Below are 20,955 nucleotides of genomic sequence, written 5' to 3' on the forward strand. Positions count from 1 at the left end.
CTCACCTCTATTCGTTGTCAAACACATCTTCTTGTTGACTTTCACTATTTGTTTCTTCAACTTCTGGTTGTGAAAGCATATCTTGTTGTGACTTGATATCAATCTTATAACCCGTTAAACGTGCTGCCAGACGAACATTTTGACCTCGTTTGCCAATTGCTAATGATAATTGATTATCGGGAACAACGACTGTACAAGCATGTTCATTTTCAGGATCAAAAATTACTTCCAAAACCTCGGCCGGATTTAAAGCATTAGCAATGAACTTGGCTGGTTCTTCACACCATTCAACGATATCCATGTTTTCACCTTTTAACTCATTTACGATCGCTTGAACACGTTCACCACGTGGACCAACACAGGTACCGACAGAATCAACCCCTTCTGCATGTGAATAAACCGCAACCTTAGCACGATCGCCTGCTTCGCGTGCGATTGATTTAATTTCAACCGTGCCATCAAAGATTTCAGGAATTTCTTGTTCAAATAAACGTTTTAACAAGTCAGGATGCGAACGACTCACATAAACTTGTGGACCTTTACTTGTATTATCAACTTTATAAATATAAACCTTGATGCGATCATGTGATTTATATTCTTCACCTGCAATTTGATCTTGGCGTGAAAGTAAAGCTTCAACCTTACCTAAATTAACGTAGATATAGCGACTATCATGACGTTCAACTTCACCTGTTACGATTTCATTTTCGTATTGAATATATTGATTATAAATAATTGTATGTTCTTCTTCACGCATACGTTGAATAATAACTTGTTTAGCAGCTTGTGTTGCGATACGACCAAAATCTTTTGGTGTAACTTCAAATTTAATTTTATCGCCAATTTCATATGCTTTGTTAATCATTAAAGCATCTTCTAGACTAACCTCTAAATTTGAATCAAAAACTTCATTAACAACTTCTTTTTCAGCGTAAACATGAATATCGCCACGTAGATTATCAAATTCTACAACAGCGTTTTGAGCTGATCCATAGTTTTTTTTGTAGGCAGATACCAACGCATTTTCTAACGCTTCAATGACAACTTCTTTTTTAATTCCTTTTTCTACTTCAAGCGTATTTAATGCACTTAGTAATTCTTTACTCATTTTTTCTTTAACTCCTTTAAGAAACTTTTTAAAACTTAATTGCTAAGCGAGCCTTGGCAATCTTATCTCTTGGAATTACAACGCTTCGTTCACGCGTCTTATCCATATATACTAAGGTCAATTCAGTGGCGGTCAATTCTACCATTGTCCCTTCAAAAACCTTGCAACCATCGATAGGCTGATACAAAGAAATATTGACATAACTATTCAAAGCTCTTTGATAGTCACGTTCTTTTTTTAGTGGTCGTTCTGCACCCGGTGAAGAAACTTCCAAATAGTAAGCCTGAGGAATCGGATCTGGTTCACAATTATCAAGTTTTTCACTCAATTGGTCACTTACCAATGCACACTCTTCGATATTAATTCCATTTGGCTTATCGATATAGACACGTAAATACCAGCTTTTTCCTTCCTTAACAAATTCAATATCAACTAATTCAAATTGATATTCATCTAAAATCGGCGTTACTAGTTCGGTAACTGTTTCAACAACACTACTCACGCTTTAACCTCCTAAAAATTTTTTGACCTTGATGGTTCAAGCATTTACTCCAATAAAAAGAGTGAGCATTGCTGCTCACTCCTCGCGAGTTATCAAATTACCTCAATCAGTATAGCACACTTGGCATTAAAACTCAAGTTTAAAACAAGTCTTCAAACAAACTGAGTTGGTTTTCATCTGGTAAATGATCTAAGACATGGTTTTGGTTCATATATTCAATTAAAGAATTAGAAACATGTCCTCGTTTAGCCAAATCTTCTTTAGAAATAAATTCTTGTTCTTCCCTAGCTGCAACGATTTGTTTAGCAACGTTTAAGCCTAGCCCTGGTATCGCAGAAAACGGAGCCAATAATGTCTTATCATCTAAAATTATCCAATCAGATGAATGTGAACGATTGATATCAACCATTTTAAAATTAAATCCACGTTCTATCATTTCATTTGCCAATTCTAAAACAGTCAATAAATTCTTTTCTTTAGCCGATGCATCATTGCCTTTATCATTGATAGCTTGCATCGCTGCTTTGACCGATTGTTTACCATGTGCCATTGCGACTAAATCAAAATCATCTGCTCTCACTGAAAAATATGCTGAATAATAAACTAATGGGAAGTAAACTTTAAAATATGCTATACGCAATGCCATCAAAACATATGCAGCCGCATGAGCTTTAGGGAACATGTATTTAATCTTCAAACATGCTTCGATATACCATTCAGGAACATTTGCTTCGCGCATTTGCTTTTGCCAATCATCTGGAATACCTTTGCCTTTACGCACAGATTCCATGATTTTAAAGGCGATATCCGATTCAACTCCCATATGAATCAAATCCATCATGATATCATCACGACAACCAATAACTTCTGGCATCGTAACCGTACCATTTTTAATTAACTCTTCGGCATTTCCTAACCAAACATCGGTTCCATGCGATAAGCCAGAAATTTTTAATAACTCAGCAAACGTCTTGGGATGTGTTTCTTCTAACATTCCTCTAACAAAGCGAGTTCCAAATTCAGGAATTCCCAGTGTTCCTGTTTTCGATTCAATTTGTTCAGGTGTTACACCTAAAATCTCTGTCCCAGAAAATAACGCCATCACTCCTGGATCATCGGTTGGAATCGTCTTAGGATCAATTCCTGATAAATCTTGGAGCATCCGAATCATCGTTGGATCATCATGCCCTAAAATATCAAGTTTCAAGATATTATCGTGGATCGAATGAAAATCAAAGTGTGTGGTCTTCCAAGCTGCCGTTAAATCGTCAGCTGGGTACTGAATAGGTGTAAAATCATAGATATCCATGTATTTAGGCACAACTAAGATACCAGCTGGATGTTGCCCAGTTGTTCGTTTGACCCCAGTAGCACCTTTAGCTAAGCGATCTACTTCTGCACCTCGCAAAGTAATTTCATTATCACGCTCATATGCTTTAACATATCCATAAGCCGTCTTATCTGCAACCGTTCCAATTGTTCCGGCCCTAAAAACATTGTTTTCGCCAAACAAAACTTTGGTATAGTTATGTGCAATCGGCTGATAATCACCAGAGAAATTCAAATCAATATCTGGAACCTTATCACCTTTAAAACCTAAAAAGGTTTCAAATGGAATATCTTGACCGTCTTTGACCAATTCACTACCGCAGTTTGGACAATTTTTATCTGGCAAATCATATCCAGAACCATATTCACCTTTTTCAAAAAACTCGGTCCAACAACAATTTGGACAACGATAATGTGGAGGCAGCGGGTTAACTTCGGTAATTCCTGTCATTGTCGCGACTAAACTTGAACCAACCGATCCCCGTGAACCAACTAAATAGCCATCTTTATTAGATTTATGCACTAATTTTTGTGAAATCAAATAAATAACCGAAAAGCCGTTACCTACAACAGATTTGAGTTCTTTATCAATGCGCGCTTCAACAACACGCGGTAAGTTTTCACCATAAAGTTCATGCGCTTTATTAAACGTTAAATTATTGATATCATCTTCTGCGCCTTCCATTTTAGGCGTGTAAAGTTCATCTTTAACAGGAGAAATATCATCACACAAAGCTACAATTTTATTAGGATTAACCACGACTATTTGATGTGCACACTGCTCACCTAAAAAAGCAAAATCAGCTAACATTTCATCTGTTGTTCTAAAATGTGCATCAGGTAATTGTTTTAATTTATTCAGTGGATTAGCACCACCTTGGGAATTAATTAAAATCTTACGATAAATGCTATCTTCTTTATTCATGAAGTGCACATCACCTGTTGCTACTACTGGAATGTTTAATTCTTCACCTAAACGTACCATATCAGCGATAATTTCTTCTAAGTTATTTTCATCACGTACCAATTCTTGTTCAAGTAAAGGTTGATATAAAGCTTTAGGCTGAACTTCTAAATAATCATAAAATGTTGCTTTTTGTTTTGCTGCCGCGTAACCTTTTTGCATCATTGCAGTAAAGACTTCACCATTAGCACAAGCAGATCCAACTATTAAACCTTCACGATATTTTTGTAAAACTGCGCGTGGAATTCGCGGAACTCTATGAAAATATTTTGTCATCGACGCTGAAACGACCTTAAATAAATTTTTAAGACCCGCTTGCGTCGTTGCCAAAATAATCGCATGAAACGGATGCTCATGTTTGTAAGCATCATGTTGTCCCGTATATTGATTAAATTCATCATGATATATTATTTGATATTTTTCTTGTGCTTCTTTTAACATCGCATAATAAATATAACCTGTTGCTTCAGCATCATAAACAGCACGGTGATGATGTTCCAAATTTACATTTAACTTCTTAGCTAAAGTGTTCAATCTGAAACCACGCATTTCAGGATATAAGAAACGAGCTAACGGCAAGGTATCTAACCAAGGCTCTTGGATTGGTTCCATATCATGACGTAAATAACCGGCATTCATAAAATCAATATCAAACGTTGCATTATGCCCTACAATAATACTATCTTGACAAAACTCTTTAAACATTTCAAAAACTTCACGTTCTGTCTTAGAGCCTTTAACCATATCATCTGTTATACTTGTCAACTCAATTGTTGTTTGAGATAAAGGATGTCCTGGATCTATGAATTGTTCAAATTTATCGATAACTACGCCATCTTTCATTTTAACAGCCGCCAACTCGATAACCTTATCATACCGCGCTGATAGACCTGTTGTTTCCGTATCAAAGATTACGTAGGTCGCATTTTTTAATTCTTGGTGTGCTTCATTATAAGCAATCGGCGTTTGATCGTTGACGATATTAGCTTCAACACCATACAAAATCTTGACGTTATTCTTTTTTCCTGCTGCATGTGCATCTGGGAAAGCCTGTAAATTACCATGATCAGTAATCGCAATTGCCTTTTGTCCCCATTTAGCGGCCTGAGCCACATATTCACCGATACTATTGGTTGCATCCATAGTACTCATATTAGAATGCACATGTAATTCTACTCTTTTTTGATCATTTGGTTGTGTGTCTTTTCGTTGTTCATGTTTTACTTCTACTAAATCATAAATATTAATCACTAATTCATGCGCATATGCATCTTCTTGAACACTTCCACGAATCTTAACCCACTGCCCTACTTTGATTGCATCAAATAATGCTTCGTCATTTTCATCTCGTGAAAACTTCCGAACAATAAACGAAGAAGTATAATCTGTAACCTTTAGATTCATCAATTTACGTTCAGAGCGTAGTTCTTTGACTTCTTTATCGAAAATATAACCTTGAACGATAACAGATCTTTCTTCTTCATTTATATCAACCATCTGTCTTATCGGTGCATCAGCTGCTATCTTTTTACCAATTTGCAACGGACCTTCAAAATCATTAAGGTCTTTAGCTTTAACCTTATTTTGATTTTGCGCCTTGATTGCCTCTAAAGCTTGTTTTGCTAGTTGCTCATCTTGCTTTGCTTGCATCGCTTGATAATCTTTAAGTTGTTCTGCAACTTGTTTTTGATCACATACAGTCATAAAATTTAGGCGTGGGAAACCTAATTGCTGATAAGTCTGGCTAATTGGACCTAGTGCTTGATTATCCAAGTATTGTTTAGCAAATTCACTATTAGCTTGTAATATGATTGCATCCGCATCAACTTTTGGGCCTCCGTTACACAGGCTTTGCAACTGTGATTCATTAATCCCGCATTGAGTCGTTACCCAAGACCAATAAGCTTGTAAGTGTTCAGTTGTTACCTTAGGATTAGTAGTTGTAATAAAAACCTGCGTTTGTGCAATGTCTTTAAATGCCAAACCTATAGATTGTTGTAAGGCCATAAATGTCTGGTAAGGTAAAATATCTGATAATTGGAGATAAAAATCCCAACATTTCGATTGCGTGTGCACTTTTACCTTTTCAATCAAAGCAGTTGCTAACAAGCTTTGCTCTTGTTGACTAGGTTGCCAGTTGACTTGTTCCAACAGTTTTTGAAACATCTCTTTTTTATCAAGTGCCATCTTTTTATCCTTTCTTGCAAGAAAGACTGAAACAAAACTTGTTTCAGTCTTTTTTGCTTACTAGTGCTTCAATAAAGCCGCTAATGAATTCAAAAGTTCATCAGTCTTAATTTCAAGGGTTTCACCTGTTTTACGTAATTTTAATTCGACAATTCCTTCGACTGCCTTTTTACCAACAGTCACCCGAATTGGCAAACCAATTAAATCTGCATCTGCAAATTTAACACCTGCACGTTCTTTACGATCATCGACTAATACTTTGTATTGAGCATCTTCTAAAGTTTGTGTAAGTTGTTGTGCAAGCTTATTTTGTGTTTCATCTTTAACATTAACAGGAATAACATGGATATCAAACGGTGCAATTGATTCAGGCCAAATCATCCCATTTTCATCACTGTTTTGTTCAACAATTGCCGACAATAAACGCGAAACTCCGATACCATAACATCCCATGATGATTGGAATTTGACGTCCATTTTCATCTAAGACATTGGCATTTAAACTATCGGAATAACGAGTCCCTAATTTAAAGATATGACCAATTTCAATTCCTTTAGTGAAGCACAACTTACCTTCACCATCTGGTGATAAATCACCTTCTTGAACAGTTCTTAAATCTACAAAATCATTTACATGATAGTCACGTTCTAAGTTAGCATTCTTAAAGTGATATCCATCTTCGTTGGCACCACAAATTACATTAGCCATGTTTTGCACATCTAAGTCTGCAATAACTGTAAATTCTTCATCCAAACCTACAGGACCAAGAGAACCAAAACTTGCTCCTAATAAGTCTTTGATTTCTTGTTCTTCAGCTGGACGTAAGAAATCACAGCCTAAATGATTTTTAAGTTTAACTTCATTTAATTCATCATCGCCACGCATCAATACCGCGATAGTTTGTTCATCTGCCACGTAAAAGAGTGTTTTAATCAAGCGACCATTATCTTCGCCTAAAAATTGTGCAACCTCTGCAATTGATTTAGCCCCTGGTGTTGCAATTTTAGTCAATTCTTGTAATGACTCATGCGATTTTTGCAATGTACGTAAATTTTTAGCCATTTCCAAATTAGCCGCATAATCACTTTGATCAGAATAAACAACTGTATCTTCACCAATTGGAGCAATTGCCATAAACTCTTTAGAATCTTTGCCACCCATTGCACCAGAATCAGCAATAATACTTCTAAATTGCAATCCAACACGCTCAAAAACATTAGTATATGCTTGATCCATTGCACGATATGTTTTATCTAAACTATCTAAATCCGCATGAAAAGAATAGGCATCTTTCATCAAAAACTCACGTCCACGTAATAAACCAAAACGTGGGCGATTTTCATCCCGATATTTCATTTGAATTTGATACAATGTCAACGGTAATTTCTTATATGATTTAATAGCATCACGCACAATCATCGTAAATGTTTCTTCATGAGTTGGACCTAAAATAAAATCACGCTCATGTCGATCTTTAAGTTTAAACAAAGTTGGACCATACGTATCATAACGTCCTGATTGTTGCCATAATTCTGCTGGAATCACTGCTGGTACAAGCATTTCTACAGCATCGATTTTTTCCATTTCTTCACGAATAATATTTTCAATCTTGCGTAATACCATGTAAGAAAGTGGTAAATATGAATACATCCCTGCACTAACTTGCTTAATAAAACCTGCACGCAACATCAATTGATGACTCAAAGCCTCTGCATCACTAGGAATTTCCTTTGAAGTCGGGATTAAAATTTTCGATTGTTTCATGATTAAAAATGCCCCTTTAATTAAAATTTCTCGCTTTTTTAGTTTAACAAATAATTCTAATGGAAGAAATATCTTTGAATATCATTCCAGGTTACTAGAATCATTAAAATTAACACAAAGCCAAAACCAATCATTGTAATTAACATCTCTTTATTTGGATCAATTGGTTTTCTTCTGATAGCTTCAATGATGTTTAATAATAACTTACCACCATCTAATCCAGGTATAGGTAACAAATTAACAATGCCTAAGTTAACCGAAAGTAAGCCCAATAATGACATCAAACTTAAAACACCATATTGAGCAGCCGTTTGGGTTGCTGAATAGATTGCAACTGGTCCACCCAAGTCATTAAGACTAAATCCTTGCGTAAACATATTAACCAAAGCTTGCCAAACCATCACAACTACCGTCCAGGTCTGAGTAAAGCCATAAGTAATGATTGTTAGTGGTGAACGATCAAATTCACTTTTAGCCATCACACCAATCAACCCGACTTCTTGACCATCTACTTTTTTTATTTTTGGCGTTAAAGTAATCTTTTTAGTTGTTTGGCCACGTTTAACTGTCAATGTTGTTTTTTTACCACCACGCTGACTAATAGTATTACTTACCTTCAACCATGTATCGGTTTTTTTACCATTAATTGCTACAATTTGGTCATTTCTTTGCAAACCTGCCTTTTGTGCAACTGAATCTTTTTGGACACTAGCTATTTTATTAGTTGTTTGACTAACTCCACCTTGCATACAAGCAATTAACATGAAGACCACAACTGATAATAAAAAGTTATTTAGCGGTCCAGCAAAATTAGTCATCATTCTTTTAGGTAAACTAGCCGATTGAAATTGAACATCTAATGGAGCAATTCTAACTTCTGTGCCATCTTTTTCTACAATTAAAGCATCATGATTCACCGGATAACGAACACTTTGAGTTTCATCACCATTTTCATATCCTTCTAACCATAATTCCTTGGTCAAATCCCAATCGATTACCTCTAATGCAATACCAGTCATCAAAGTTGTCTTATGACTAGTATCAATCTTAATGATTTCACCTTCATCATTTAATACTACGCTAACTGGTAATCCTTTTTGTAAAGTTTCACTATCGTCTTCTTCTAGACCCGCCATGCGCACGTAACCACCTAATGGTAACAAACGTATGGTGTAAGTCGTTCCATTTTTATGAACGCCAAAAATCTTAGGTCCCATTCCAATAGCAAATTCACGCACTAAAATGCCAGATTTCTTGGCAAAATAAAAGTGCCCAAACTCATGTACAGCAACGATTACACCAAAAACAATAATGAAAGCAACAATTGTTCCTAACATTTAGACTCCCTTCTGCTCATTTTAAATCAAGCCCGTAAAATGTAATAACGGTAAAACAAATAATAATGAATCAAAACGATCCAAGATTCCACCGTGTCCAGGTAAAATATTTCCTGAATCTTTGACACCATAATGACGTTTAAAAGCCGATTCAATTAAATCGCCTAGCTGGCCTCCAATTGAGAAAAATAGTGTTAATACTAACATAACTGGCAAGCTATAAAAACCTGCTTGGTTGCCAAAAAAGTATAGGTAAATCCCTACCAAAACAACTGCGCTAAGCGTTCCTCCAATTGAACCTTCCCAAGTTTTATTAGGACTAATATGTGGTGCAAGTTTATTTTTACCAATTTTCCGGCCAATCATATAAGCACCGCTATCAGTAATCCATACAATTAATAACGCATATAAAATCATTTGCCAGCTTTGTGCTCGAGCTACTAGCATATAATGAAAACCAAAGCCAGCATACAATGCCCCTAAAACTAATACACCCGCATCATCAAAAGAAAAGCGATTTTTTGATACTACCATGTGAATTAGTAAACACAATAACCCAATATATAATATTTCTAACAAAGTTATTTGTTTAGGCAAGAAACTTAGCCAATCTTCTGGAACTAACAAAGCTGCAATCATCAAAAAACTAATTATTGCTTCTGGTGATACCAATAGTTTCTTTTTCATTCTTAAAAATTCAGACATTGCGACTAGACCCATCGCAATAACTAAAATATTAAACGCAGTCCCACCAATCACCAAAAGTGGTACAAAAATGATTAAGGCAACAATAGCCGTTATCACACGTTGTTTCATTTATCAGTACTCTCCTTTTTCGTTTCCTTAATACCACCATAGCGTCGATCTCTAGCTTGATATTTGGCAATATCAGCTAATAAATTAACTGGCTTATAGTCTGGCCATAATACATCTGTAAAAATCAATTCACTATAAGCTATTTGCCACAATAAAAAATTTGAGATTCTTTCTTCACCACTTGTGCGAATCAACAAATCCGGATCGTTATATGGCGCAACTTGTTGTGTCATCAAGACACGATCAAGCGTTTTTTCATCAATTTCATCAGGTTTTAGTTTGTTTTCTAAAACTTCTGTAGCTAATGTTTGAATCCCGCTAATAATCTCTGCTCTACTACCATAGTTTAAAGCAAAGTTTAAAATCATGCCGGTATTTTGCGATGTTTGTGCAATTGCATCATCAACTGCCTTACGCGTTGAAGCAGGCAATTGATCTGTATATCCCATAACATTAACTTTAACATTTTTTTCAATTAATTCTGGTACGAATTTGTCAAAAAATTTAACTGGCAAATCCATTAAAAAATTAACTTCAGATGCCGGTCTTTTCCAGTTTTCAGTTGAAAAAGCATATAATGTTAAGACTTTAACACCTAGATCACTAGCCGTTTTAGTTATCTCTTTGACTACTTCCATTCCTTGTTTATGTCCAGCAACACGTGGCAATAATTTTTTTTGAGCCCAGCGTCCATTGCCATCCATGATAATTGCGACATGCTTTGGAATTCGTTCTTCATCTAACTTAATTTCAACTGTCGTATCATCGGCAGCTTTTTGCTTGAAAATCTTAAACAAAAAATTCACCCCCACAGGTTATATGCTTAATTGTATCAAAAATCTAGCTATTTCAAACCAGATTTTTGATATTTTTTACTAACATTAATAAAAGGAGCAAAATTTAATTGGAAGACTCAAATCTTCATTTTGCCCCTTTCATACTTATTTATTTAATTTTAGCCTTCCAAGATTTCTTTTTCTTTTTCAGCTGTAATTTGATCGATATTTTTGATTGATGCATCCGTTACTTTTTGTGCTTGATCTTCCAAATCGCGCAAATCATCTTCGGTTAATTCACCATTTTTTTGCGCTTTCTTTAAGGCATCCATCATTTCACGACGCACGTTACGCACAGCAACCTTACCTGTTTCAGCAACAGATTTTACTTCCTTAGCAAGTTCTTTTCTACGTTCTTCTGTCAATTGTGGAATTACCAAGCGAATGGAATTACCATCACTAGCTGGAGAAATCCCTAAATCAGAAGCTAAGATAGCATGCTCAACATCTTTAATAGATGACTTATCATATGGTGTAATCAATAATACACGTGCTTCTGGCACAGAAATTTGAGCTAATTGATTCAATGGTGTTGGTGCTCCATAGTATTCAACCATAATTCTGTTTAATAAACTAGCATTTGCACGTCCTGCACGAATATTGCCTAATTCACGTTGTAATGATTGTTCTGATTTGGTCATCTTTTCTTGACCATCTTTAATAATTTGATTAGTAATCTTCATAAAATTATTTCCCTTCTACTGTTGTTCCGATATTTTCACCTTCAACGACTTTTTTAATATTTCCACGTTTATTCATGTTAAAGACCACCAACGGAATATTGTTATCCATAGATAATGAAGAAGCGGTCGTATCCATTACACGCAAGCCTTTGTTGATAACTTCCATGTGTGTCAATGTTTCAAATTTAACCGCATTTGGATCTGTGTTTGGATCTGCTGAATAAACTCCATCTACTCCGTTTTTAGCCATCAAAATTACATCAGCATTAATTTCGGAAGCGCGTAAAGCTGCCGTTGTGTCTGTCGAGAAGTATGGTGATCCTGTTCCCGCTGCAAAAATCACAATCCGACCTTTTTCTAAATGGCGAACCGCCTTACGTCTAATATATGGTTCAGCTACTTGACGCATTTCAATTGCTGTTTGTACACGTGTTGGTACTCCCAACGTTTCAAGAACATCTTGTAAAGCCAAAGCGTTCATCACAGTCCCTAACATTCCAATATAATCGGCTTGTGCACGTTCGATCCCCATTTGAGCACCAGCTTCACCACGCCACATATTGCCCCCGCCGACAACGATAGCAATTTGGACGCCCAAATCATGAACTTCTTTGATTTCTTCCGCAACTTTTCGGATTTCTGGGGGATTAATCCCGTGCCCTGTATCACCAGCTAAAGCCTCCCCACTAAGTTTCATGACTACACGTTTATATTTGATTGACATGTTGCTCCTCCTAAGAAATCTAAATCTGTCGGTTTCTTGCAAGAAACCATTTGAATTTATTTTATCATTTTTAGTTATCCTTGACTATCCTTAATCATACAAATAGCATCAAAAATTCGCTAAAACTGAAAAACGCCACCTAAAAAGATGACGTTTAGTTTATTTCAAAAGACACAAACCTTCAATGTCTGATTGCAAGCAAGCAATAAATTCTGCGCCTTGTTGCATATTACCAACTACACTGCCGTAATGTGTTGGAATAGCTAATTTAGGTTTGATTTGATTGATGAGTTGAGCTGCTTGTTGAGGATCCATTGTATAATGACCACCAACTGGTACAAATGCCACATCACAAACTACCTTTTTGACTTCATCAATTAGATCTAAATCACCGGAAATATAATATTTAACACCAAAAAGTTCAACAACATATCCTACCCAGCCGTTTGCTTTAGGGTGAAATGGCTTATCAATATTATAGGCTGGAATCGTTGCAAAATTAATATTTAGCATTTCATAATGTTGGTTTGGCTCCACTAACATGAAATCAAGACCTAATTTTTCTAAGGCCTCTTTCATCTCTATTGGAGCAACAACCTTAGTCTCAGCATTAATAACTTTGTTTAAATCCGATACGCTGAAATGATCACCATGACTATGTGTCAAAAAAACTAAGTTAGCATCATGTGTTACTTTTGCAATATTATAGGGATCAAAATAAATGCTAAATTGTTCAGTTGTCGTTAATTTAATGGCACTTTGACAAATGACTTCCATTTTAACAAGGTTATTCATTGTCATTGATATCACTCCTTTATCAATTATCACAGAAATTATAATACATCATGAACGATAAAATCAAAGTTTAATATAGATATTAAATTTTCTTATTAATTGGGCATTTATTAGTTTAAAATTCAAATGTTTTTATACATTTTTTCAAAAACATAGGTAGTCATACACTAAAAAAGTGGCCAATCCTAAGACCAACCACTTCATAAGCAATAGCTCATTTATTAACCTTCAAAGTGAAATTCAAAAGATCTATATCATGGACATATCGCTACATCTCAAAATGTTATATATTATAACCAACAATTTTATGCGGCTCATACAATTCTTCAAGATAAGCGATATCGTCTTTACTAATGCAAACCTCAAAACTCGAGCTATAATCAGTCAAATACTGCACTTTAGTCACTCCTAAAATTGGCGCACAAACTCCTTTAGCATATAACCAAGCTAAAGCAATTTGTGTCATACTAACATCATACTTTTGTGCTAATTGTGCCACTCTTTTAATGATTAAACTATCTTGTTGTAACGTTTTATCATACTTTTGTTGTGCAATCCTATCATTTTTAGCACGTAAACTTTGCCCTTGATTAATTCGCGCTAAACGACCGGCTGCTAACGGACTATATGGTACTAAAGCTACTCCTAAGTCCTGACATAAAGGAATCATTTCACGTTCTTCTTCACGATACAAGAGATTATAATGATTTTGCATCACGCTAAATGGTGTCCAATTGTTTTTTAATGCTAAATACTGCGCCTTTTGAAATTGCCATGCAGCCATACTCGAAGCACCTAGGGCTAAAACTTTACCACTACGAACTAAATCGTTTAAAGCACTTAAGGTTTCGGCTAAATCTGTTTGCGAATCAAAACGATGAATATATAACAGGTCTAAGTAATCTGTTTGCAGACGTTTTAAAGAACACTCTACTTCATAAAAAATTTCCTTGCGCGATAAGCCACAACCATTTGGCGTTGAACGCATCGGTTCACTTAATTTAGTTGCTAAAACAACTTCATGTCGTTTAGTATATTTGTTAAGTAAGTCTCCTAAAATTTCTTCACTACTGCCTATACCATAAACATTAGCGGTATCAAAAAAATTAATTCCTATGTTGACAGCTTCTTTAACAATACTTTCTGCTTGTTGCTTAGATAAGACCCAATTATGTATCCATTTGTTTGGATCTCCAAAGCTCATCGCTCCTAAACAAATTCTTGAAACATCCATTCCTGTTTTCCCTAGTTTAGTATATTCCATCATCTCAGCTCCTTTAACTTAACTATCTTTAGTTTAAAAAAAACAGTTGCTAAAGCGAATAGACAAATCCAGCCATTTATCTATCTTTTTGACATTTACACAAAACTGTCAATTTGTGATAGCGTAAGGATTTTTATCTCCTAAAAATTGTTCCATGCCAATATTTCGCATTTGTGTAATTAATTTAGCCATCTCAAAACTAGACGTTGGAAAATCCGCTAAAATCCACGATAGCGTCATACTACTTGAGGCTGTCGCATGATATTTAGTCGCTAAAACTAATCTTTTTGGCATTGGGTCTGAGCCATATAAATATTGATGCCACTGTAAATCAAAATCCTCACAATGTTTAAACATATATTCTTTTAAACTATTGGGACCACTTAACAAACAAGCTTGTTGCATAAAGGCACGATAGCTTTGCATCTGGTCGTAAACTTGCGTCAATTCTTGACAAAAATCAAATGTTTGATTAGCTTTCGCAAAACCACCTAAAATTCTAGTAGTATACACATATTGAATCAAATCATCCTTATCTAAGAAATGATTATAAAAAGTTTGGCGACTGATTTTAGCTTCTTTAAGCAATTGACTAATCGTAATTTTATCCAAAGCCTCTCCAGCTTGGATCAACGTTAGCAACGCTTGACTTATTTGTTCTTTAATCATTATTTTGCTCCTTAAAAACAAAAACAAGTTTGGGGCATCCAAAACTTGTTTTTACTTACTATCCTTTAACCAATAAACGCCCACTAGTAATTTCGTAGGTTAAACTTTCAATTTCAGGTCCTTTACGCCCATTATCAGCACGCCGCAATTTTAAACGTCCATTTTGTTTTTCATCAATTGCAGCAACACGATCTGCTTGTGCTAAAGCCATATCTAAACACGAATAGCGCGTTTCCACATGCAACAAATCGTGTGATAAATCCGTTGTTTTAGTTTTAAAAACACTCGTTGCTGACTGGGTTAAGCAAACCGCTTTGGATTTTTCCATTAAATCTGCTGCCGTTACTACGGGAAACGAAAAATTTAAACTTGTGACAAATAATAAGATTGCCCCGGCAATCCTGTCCGATTCACTCAAAAATGATCTCTCCTAAAACTTATTTTTTTGGTTCACCTAAATTCTAGCTAACCCAAACCAAAAAGTAAAGGTATTTTATTTATAAAAAAACTAGACAAGGTTAATGTTTTTCTAAGAGAACAAATAAAAAATCCCACTAACTATGAAATAACTATTGTCATTTGATTTATTAATTGTTATAATAACATTTGTTATTTCGGAGAGTTGGCAGAGTGGTAATGCACCGGACTCGAAATCCGGCGAACCGGTAATACGGCGCGCAGGTTCAAATCCTGTACTCTCCTTAAGTAAACACCTACAAGCATTTTGTTGTTTGTAGGTGTTTTTATTTTCCCCAATAAATAGTCTTTTAATCACTCATTTGAATTTAACGCTTCAATCATCTTAATTTCTTTTAACTTACGATCAGCAAAGTACATCACAATTATCGAAAAAATAATAGTTAGTACAGTTGCATACGCATAGTCCGGCCATTTGATAATTAACGGAAACAAAATCATCGCAGACGAAGCATTTTGTAAGATAAACCACGTCAAAATATTTCCAATCAAAAAACCTAAAACAATTCCACCTAATGTAAAAATAATATTTTCTCTCACAATATAGCCTGTAACTTCTCGATCATAAAAACCTAAAACCTTAAAAGTCGCCAATTCACGCTGCCGTTCAGCGATATTAATATTAGTCAGATTATATAATACAACAAAAGCTAAAGTCCCTGACAACAAAATAAAGATTAATACAACAATCCCTAAGTTATCAGTTGTCTTCTTTTGCTTAGCAATTTGTTCACTCACTAGATTTACACTGATAAAATTCTTAGAATCAAGTAGTTTTTGCGCCAATTTTTCTTCTTGTTTAGAATTTAGCTTTTTTGTCTTTAATAAATATGAATTGTTTACACTTACCAAGCCACATTTTTCAGCGTATTCTTTAGCTAAATAAATATTATGTGCCACATAATTTTGTGTTATGTGTGCTACCTTAATACGATAAGTTTTACCATCTACTTCTAAGTTAAATTTATCCCCTGGCTGTAAATCAAGACTTTGTGCCAACTGTTGACTAACAATAGCTCCCCTATCATCTAATTTAATGGAGTGGTTTTGTAAATCTTTTAAGGTGATAAACTTGGCTAGATTTTGTTGTCCTTTTTGATCAAACAAATATACACTACTCGTTTGCGTATCTTTATTCTTTCTTTTAATATTTGCTTGGAATAAATCAATTGCCAAAGCATCTGTGATTTCATGATTATTAAAAATCACCTTTTGAGATATATTTTGTGTCGCTATCATCTGATAATGCATTATTTCGCCAAATTGCTTATGGATTGGAGCTGGCAAAGAATCATTTAAACCAAAACCTGCCAATAACAAACCACTGCAGCCTGCAATTCCAAAAATTGTTAAAAACATTCGTGCTTTATATCTAAATAAATTACGGTACGTCACTTTTTGATTAAAACTTAATCTTTGCCACAAAATAGATTTTTCTAACCATACACGTTTTCCGGCCTTAGGCGCTCTTGGTAACAACAACTCGACTGGTTTTTCATGCAATTCTTTAAGTAAAACATAACTACATGAACCAAGTGTTGCGATTAAAGCACCTAATGTCGCTAAAATAATCGGTGTACTCCAATATAAAATATTATAATCAGCAAAAATATATTGCTTTTTTAAAAGCATACATATAATGCTTGGAATAAAATAAGTTCCAACTACCACACCTGTGATAATCCCAAATAAAGCTGTTAATACTGCATATAATAAATACTTGCTGGCAATTTCTGCATTACGATAACCAAGAGCTTTTAAAGTCCCAATCTCCTTGCGATTTTCTTCAATCATTCGTGTCATAGTGGTAAAAGTAATCAAAACTGCTATGAAAAAGAAAAAGATTGGAAAAACATTGGCAATCGCATCTATTCGATCAGAAAGACTTGTATATTCAACTAATCCCGGCCAATCACTGCGCTTTGATAAAACATAATTAATCTGTGATGCTTGTTGTACCTGAGATAACTTAGCTTGAATTTCTCGTTTAGCTTGCTGTAATTGTTGTGCTTGTGCAGTTGATTGAGAAAATTCTTGTTGTTGATCTATTTTAGCTTGCTTTGCTAATAGAGTTTGTTTTTGTTGCTGTAATCGTTTAATCTTTCGCGTTTTTAACATATTAAGTTGCTTTTTTAGGGTTGTTATTTGAGCATCCAAGGTCGTATTATACGCATTTGAAAAATAATCTACATCTATCAGATCATTGAAGGTAATATCAATTAAACTATATGGTAATCCAACAAACTGATTTTGTTTTAAATAAAGATAACCATCTAATTGACCATCACCTGTCGTGGTCGTTCCACGTTCTTCCAACGATAAATAAAGTGGTGAAGTTACATAGCCAACTACCCGATACTTTGTGTGCTTTAGTGTTTTTTCAAGAAAAATCTGTGATCCTAAAGGATAGTCTTTAGCTAATTTTTGATCAACTAAAACATCAGTATCTTTATCCAACCAGTTTCCTTTGACTAAAGTTAATTTATTAGGCATATCCGCTTGATAAGAATAAAGTTTTAAATTAAGCTGTTTTTTCTCTTCAAAGTATGGAATACTGTAGCTTGCAGATATCTTGCTTCCCTTGAGCTTTTCTAACTTAGTTACATCTTTTTTATCAAAACCTACCGTTGAAAGCAATTGAACATCTGAAACCTTTTGCACATCAAACATCTGCCTGAGTGTTTGTTGCAAGTCAGGTCCCACTGATTTAATCCCAACAAATAATAATACTCCTAAAAAAATAATCAAAACAATCGCGATAAAGCGCCCTAACGAAGTTTTAATCGCACGAAGACTGGCTGTTAAATACGTTTTATTCATTGTTTTTCCCTACCATTCTAATTGAGCTACTTCTAGCGGATTATCATTGACGACAACTTTACGAACCGTCGCATCATTAATATAAATTACTCGATCAGCCATCTGTGCTAAAGCTGAATTATGCGTGACAATAATCACTGTTTGTTTTTGCTCGCGACTAGCTTGTTGTAACAATGTCAAAACTTGCTTACCAGTCAAATAGTCAAGGGCTCCAGTTGGCTCATCACAAAGCAATAACTTAGGTTTTTTAGCCAATGCCCGTGCAATTGCTACACGTTGCTGTTCACCACCTGAAAGTTGTGCTGGAAAATTATCTAGCCTCTTTTCTAGACCGACTTGACACAAAATCTGTCGACTATCCAAACTATCTTTAACAACTGCTGTTGCCAATTCTACATTTTCTTTAGCAGTCAAATTAGGAACGAGATTATAAAACTGAAAAACAAAACCAATATCTTGCCGACGATAAGTTGTTAACTGGCTAGCAGAAAACTGCGCAATATCGATGCCATCAATGATGATTTGTCCATTGGTCGGGCTATCCATACCACCTAACAAGTTCAACAAAGTCGATTTACCCGCACCACTAGGTCCTAAAATTACAACTAGCTCACCTTTTGTTATCGTGAAATTAATATTGCGATTAGCCATAATAATGGTCTCGCCCATTTGATATTGTTTATCTTCATTTTTGACCTCGATAAAACTCATCTTACTTAAGCTCCTTCATTTAAATCTATTTACCTATATTTTAAAGCGATTACAAAAAAGATTCAATTTAAATCTAAAAAAGACCTTTCTAGCCAAAAACCTAGCTAGAAAGGTCTTAAAAAGTCTTTTATTAACGACGACGTTCTGGAATACGAGCAGCCTTACCTTGTAATGCACGTAAGTAGTACAATTTAGCACGACGTACACGACCGTAACGTACAACTTCAATCTTATCTACACGTGGTGTGTGTAATGGGAAAGTACGTTCAACCCCGATACCGTTACTGATCTTACGAACAGTATAAGTTTCAGAGATACCTTCGCCACGGCGTTTGATAACAACACCTTCGAAGATTTGGATACGTTCACGTTTACCTTCAACGATACGTGCATGTACACGTACAGTATCACCGGCACGGAATTCTGGAATATCGTTACGCAATTGAGATTCTGTAATCTTTGCGATTAATGGATTAACTGACATTAAAATTTCTCCTATTCATCGACATTCTTGTCCAGTCGCAGCGGAATATCGTTAATATGGCTTTTTTTAAGCCGAGAGTTATTTTAACACAAATCAAATATTAAGTAAAGAGTAATTTATTTTTTAAATAGTTTTTTTGCACAAAACTAACACTTATACTAATTAAAAAAGCAGATATTTACTCATGTTCTTGCATCTTAATTTCAGCTAACATTTGTTGCTCTTCTATGCTTAACGGATAGCCTTCCAATAAATCTGGGCGTCGTAGCCAAGTACGCCGTAAAGCTTCTTTTTGGCGCCACTGAGCAATTTTTTGATGATTCCCACTTAACAAGATATCTGGAACCTTTTGACCGTTAAACTCAGCCGGACGTGTATATTGAGGGTACTCCAATAACCCCGTTGAAAATGAATCTCCACTAGCTGATTGTTCATTTCCTAAAACATCTGGTAATAAACGAACCGTAGCATCAATCATTACCATTGCACCTAATTCGCCACCAGTTAAAACATAATCGCCTAATGAAAGCTCATCAGTAACTAAAGCACGAATCCGTTCATCATATCCTTCATAATGACCACAAATGAAAGTTAAGTGTTCTTCTTTAGACAACTGTTCAGCAACACTTTGATCAAATCTTTTCCCGGCTGGATCTAATAAAATCACACGCCCTTTAGTCTTAGTTTGTTGCATGATATCAGCTAATGCATCATAAATTGGTTGTACTTGCAGTAACATTCCAGCGCCGCCACCATACGGATAATCATCGACATGTCGTTGTTTATTTGTAGTATAATCTCTGAAATTTGTTACTTTAATATCTAGTTTACCTTTTTTTACCGCTTTCCCCACAATTGATTCAGTCAATGGGCCGGTAAACATCTCAGGAAATAGGCTTAAAATATCAATTCGCATTAATCATCCAGCCCTTCCAAAACTTCGACAACAACTTCGCCTTTTTCGATATCAATGCTTTTAATTACATCTTTAATTGCGGGCAATAACAAGTCTTTTTTCCCTTTACGTTTGACTACCCAAACGTCATTAGCTCCTGGGCTTAAAATTTCTTTAATTGTCCCAATTTCTTTTTGCTGTTCATCTAAAACATTAAGCCCAATAATTTCATGATAATAATATTCATCTTCAGGTAAACTTGCTTGTTGTTCTTCGCTGATTTTCAACTCACATTGTTTAAACTTTTCAACTAAATTGATATTATCATAACCATCAAAACTTAACATCTCAAATTGTTTATGCTTACGATGACTTTTAATTATCAACTCTAATGGTTGACTTTGTTGAGGCAAAAATAAGTACAATTTATTGCCAATAACAAAACGTTCTTCACTAAAATCAGTTGTAGCAATAACTTTTACTTCTCCTCGAATGCCATGAGTATTAACAATCTTTCCGACAGTGTAGTAATTCATGCATTAACTCCTTTCTTAAAAAGAAAAACCCCTAAACAAAACATCACTGCTTCA

Annotated in this window: 18 protein-coding genes and 1 tRNA gene; 1 reads left to right on the forward strand and 18 read right to left on the reverse strand. The window is 35.1% G+C overall.

The features are described from left to right. Window positions 1–7 precede the first annotated feature (7 nt). The 13 genes from nusA to QM017_RS05150 form a co-directional block, all read right to left on the reverse strand. Window positions 8–1,108, reverse strand: a complete 1,101-nt coding sequence (nusA, locus tag QM017_RS05090; protein ID WP_282709058.1) for a transcription termination factor NusA — start codon at window positions 1,106–1,108, stop codon at window positions 8–10. A 28-nt stretch (window positions 1,109–1,136) separates the two neighbouring features. Next, window positions 1,137–1,610, reverse strand: a complete 474-nt coding sequence (gene rimP, locus QM017_RS05095) for a ribosome maturation factor RimP (protein ID WP_178196574.1) — start codon at window positions 1,608–1,610, stop codon at window positions 1,137–1,139. 139 nt (window positions 1,611–1,749) lie between these two features. Then, entirely contained in the window at window positions 1,750–6,090 is a 4,341-nt protein-coding gene (locus tag QM017_RS05100; protein ID WP_282709059.1) for a PolC-type DNA polymerase III, read from the reverse strand. A gap of 60 nt (window positions 6,091–6,150) precedes the next feature. Further along, on the reverse strand, window positions 6,151–7,854 hold the full coding sequence (locus tag QM017_RS05105) for a proline--tRNA ligase (protein WP_282709060.1): 1,704 nt from the start codon (window positions 7,852–7,854) through the stop codon (window positions 6,151–6,153). A 56-nt stretch (window positions 7,855–7,910) separates the two neighbouring features. Next, on the reverse strand, window positions 7,911–9,191 hold the full coding sequence (gene rseP / locus QM017_RS05110; protein ID WP_178196569.1) for an RIP metalloprotease RseP: 1,281 nt from the start codon (window positions 9,189–9,191) through the stop codon (window positions 7,911–7,913). 21 nt (window positions 9,192–9,212) lie between these two features. Beyond that, window positions 9,213–10,007, reverse strand: coding sequence for a phosphatidate cytidylyltransferase (locus tag QM017_RS05115; protein WP_178196567.1), 795 nt, complete (start codon window positions 10,005–10,007; stop codon window positions 9,213–9,215). Continuing rightward, window positions 10,004–10,795 (reverse strand): isoprenyl transferase, encoded by a 792-nt coding sequence (locus QM017_RS05120; protein ID WP_282709564.1) that lies wholly within the window; start codon window positions 10,793–10,795, stop codon window positions 10,004–10,006. The genes QM017_RS05115 and QM017_RS05120 overlap by 4 nt, the downstream gene beginning before the upstream one ends. A 167-nt stretch (window positions 10,796–10,962) precedes the next feature. Further along, entirely contained in the window at window positions 10,963–11,526 is a 564-nt protein-coding gene (gene frr / locus QM017_RS05125; protein WP_178196563.1) for a ribosome recycling factor, read from the reverse strand. Window positions 11,527–11,530: 4 nt separating this feature from the next. Beyond that, complete coding sequence (gene pyrH / locus QM017_RS05130) at window positions 11,531–12,250, reverse strand: UMP kinase (RefSeq protein WP_178196561.1); 720 nt, start codon at window positions 12,248–12,250, stop codon at window positions 11,531–11,533. Window positions 12,251–12,409: 159 nt separating this feature from the next. Beyond that, window positions 12,410–13,051: an MBL fold metallo-hydrolase gene (locus tag QM017_RS05135; RefSeq protein ID WP_282709061.1), complete on the reverse strand. Its 642-nt coding sequence runs from the start codon at window positions 13,049–13,051 to the stop codon at window positions 12,410–12,412. A 277-nt stretch (window positions 13,052–13,328) separates the two neighbouring features. Beyond that, entirely contained in the window at window positions 13,329–14,309 is a 981-nt protein-coding gene (locus tag QM017_RS05140) for an aldo/keto reductase (RefSeq protein WP_178196557.1), read from the reverse strand. 108 nt (window positions 14,310–14,417) lie between these two features. Further along, window positions 14,418–14,978: a TetR family transcriptional regulator gene (locus QM017_RS05145; RefSeq protein WP_178196555.1), complete on the reverse strand. Its 561-nt coding sequence runs from the start codon at window positions 14,976–14,978 to the stop codon at window positions 14,418–14,420. 58 nt (window positions 14,979–15,036) lie between these two features. Beyond that, on the reverse strand, window positions 15,037–15,396 hold the full coding sequence (locus tag QM017_RS05150; RefSeq protein WP_178196553.1) for a hypothetical protein: 360 nt from the start codon (window positions 15,394–15,396) through the stop codon (window positions 15,037–15,039). Between the two features lie 198 nt (window positions 15,397–15,594). On the opposite strand from QM017_RS05150, the gene QM017_RS05155 reads away from it, so the two are divergent. Continuing rightward, a tRNA-Ser gene (locus tag QM017_RS05155) sits at window positions 15,595–15,680 on the forward strand. A gap of 69 nt (window positions 15,681–15,749) precedes the next feature. On the opposite strand, the gene QM017_RS05160 is transcribed toward QM017_RS05155, so the two are convergent. From QM017_RS05160 to rimM, 5 genes are all read right to left on the reverse strand, one after another. Next, window positions 15,750–18,275 (reverse strand): ABC transporter permease, encoded by a 2,526-nt coding sequence (locus QM017_RS05160; RefSeq protein ID WP_282709062.1) that lies wholly within the window; start codon window positions 18,273–18,275, stop codon window positions 15,750–15,752. 9 nt (window positions 18,276–18,284) lie between these two features. Further along, window positions 18,285–18,986, reverse strand: coding sequence for an ABC transporter ATP-binding protein (locus tag QM017_RS05165; RefSeq protein ID WP_282709063.1), 702 nt, complete (start codon window positions 18,984–18,986; stop codon window positions 18,285–18,287). A 130-nt stretch (window positions 18,987–19,116) separates the two neighbouring features. Beyond that, window positions 19,117–19,470 (reverse strand): 50S ribosomal protein L19, encoded by a 354-nt coding sequence (gene rplS / locus QM017_RS05170; RefSeq protein WP_178196547.1) that lies wholly within the window; start codon window positions 19,468–19,470, stop codon window positions 19,117–19,119. 178 nt (window positions 19,471–19,648) lie between these two features. Next, window positions 19,649–20,386, reverse strand: coding sequence for a tRNA (guanosine(37)-N1)-methyltransferase TrmD (gene trmD, locus QM017_RS05175; RefSeq protein WP_178196545.1), 738 nt, complete (start codon window positions 20,384–20,386; stop codon window positions 19,649–19,651). Beyond that, entirely contained in the window at window positions 20,386–20,901 is a 516-nt protein-coding gene (gene rimM, locus QM017_RS05180; RefSeq protein ID WP_282709064.1) for a ribosome maturation factor RimM, read from the reverse strand. Before rimM ends, trmD begins: the two co-directional genes overlap by 1 nt. Window positions 20,902–20,955 lie beyond the last annotated feature (54 nt).

The sequence above is a fragment of the Ligilactobacillus sp. Marseille-Q7487 genome, assembly GCF_949152225.1.
Lineage (GTDB): Bacteria > Bacillota > Bacilli > Lactobacillales > Lactobacillaceae > Ligilactobacillus.

Coding starts and splice junctions, on each gene's coding strand:
- nusA (WP_282709058.1), bottom strand. CDS start 1,108: ATGAGTAAAGAATTACTAAGTGCATTAAATACGCTTGAAGTAGAAAAA.
- QM017_RS05100 (WP_282709059.1), bottom strand. CDS start 6,090: ATGGCACTTGATAAAAAAGAGATGTTTCAAAAACTGTTGGAACAAGTC.
- QM017_RS05105 (WP_282709060.1), bottom strand. CDS start 7,854: ATGAAACAATCGAAAATTTTAATCCCGACTTCAAAGGAAATTCCTAGT.
- rseP (WP_178196569.1), bottom strand. CDS start 9,191: ATGTTAGGAACAATTGTTGCTTTCATTATTGTTTTTGGTGTAATCGTT.
- QM017_RS05115 (WP_178196567.1), bottom strand. CDS start 10,007: ATGAAACAACGTGTGATAACGGCTATTGTTGCCTTAATCATTTTTGTA.
- frr (WP_178196563.1), bottom strand. CDS start 11,526: ATGAAGATTACTAATCAAATTATTAAAGATGGTCAAGAAAAGATGACC.
- pyrH (WP_178196561.1), bottom strand. CDS start 12,250: ATGTCAATCAAATATAAACGTGTAGTCATGAAACTTAGTGGGGAGGCT.
- QM017_RS05135 (WP_282709061.1), bottom strand. CDS start 13,051: ATGACAATGAATAACCTTGTTAAAATGGAAGTCATTTGTCAAAGTGCC.
- QM017_RS05140 (WP_178196557.1), bottom strand. CDS start 14,309: ATGGAATATACTAAACTAGGGAAAACAGGAATGGATGTTTCAAGAATT.
- QM017_RS05145 (WP_178196555.1), bottom strand. CDS start 14,978: ATGATTAAAGAACAAATAAGTCAAGCGTTGCTAACGTTGATCCAAGCT.
- QM017_RS05160 (WP_282709062.1), bottom strand. CDS start 18,275: ATGAATAAAACGTATTTAACAGCCAGTCTTCGTGCGATTAAAACTTCG.
- QM017_RS05165 (WP_282709063.1), bottom strand. CDS start 18,986: ATGAGTTTTATCGAGGTCAAAAATGAAGATAAACAATATCAAATGGGC.
- rplS (WP_178196547.1), bottom strand. CDS start 19,470: ATGTCAGTTAATCCATTAATCGCAAAGATTACAGAATCTCAATTGCGT.
- trmD (WP_178196545.1), bottom strand. CDS start 20,386: ATGCGAATTGATATTTTAAGCCTATTTCCTGAGATGTTTACCGGCCCA.
- rimM (WP_282709064.1), bottom strand. CDS start 20,901: ATGAATTACTACACTGTCGGAAAGATTGTTAATACTCATGGCATTCGA.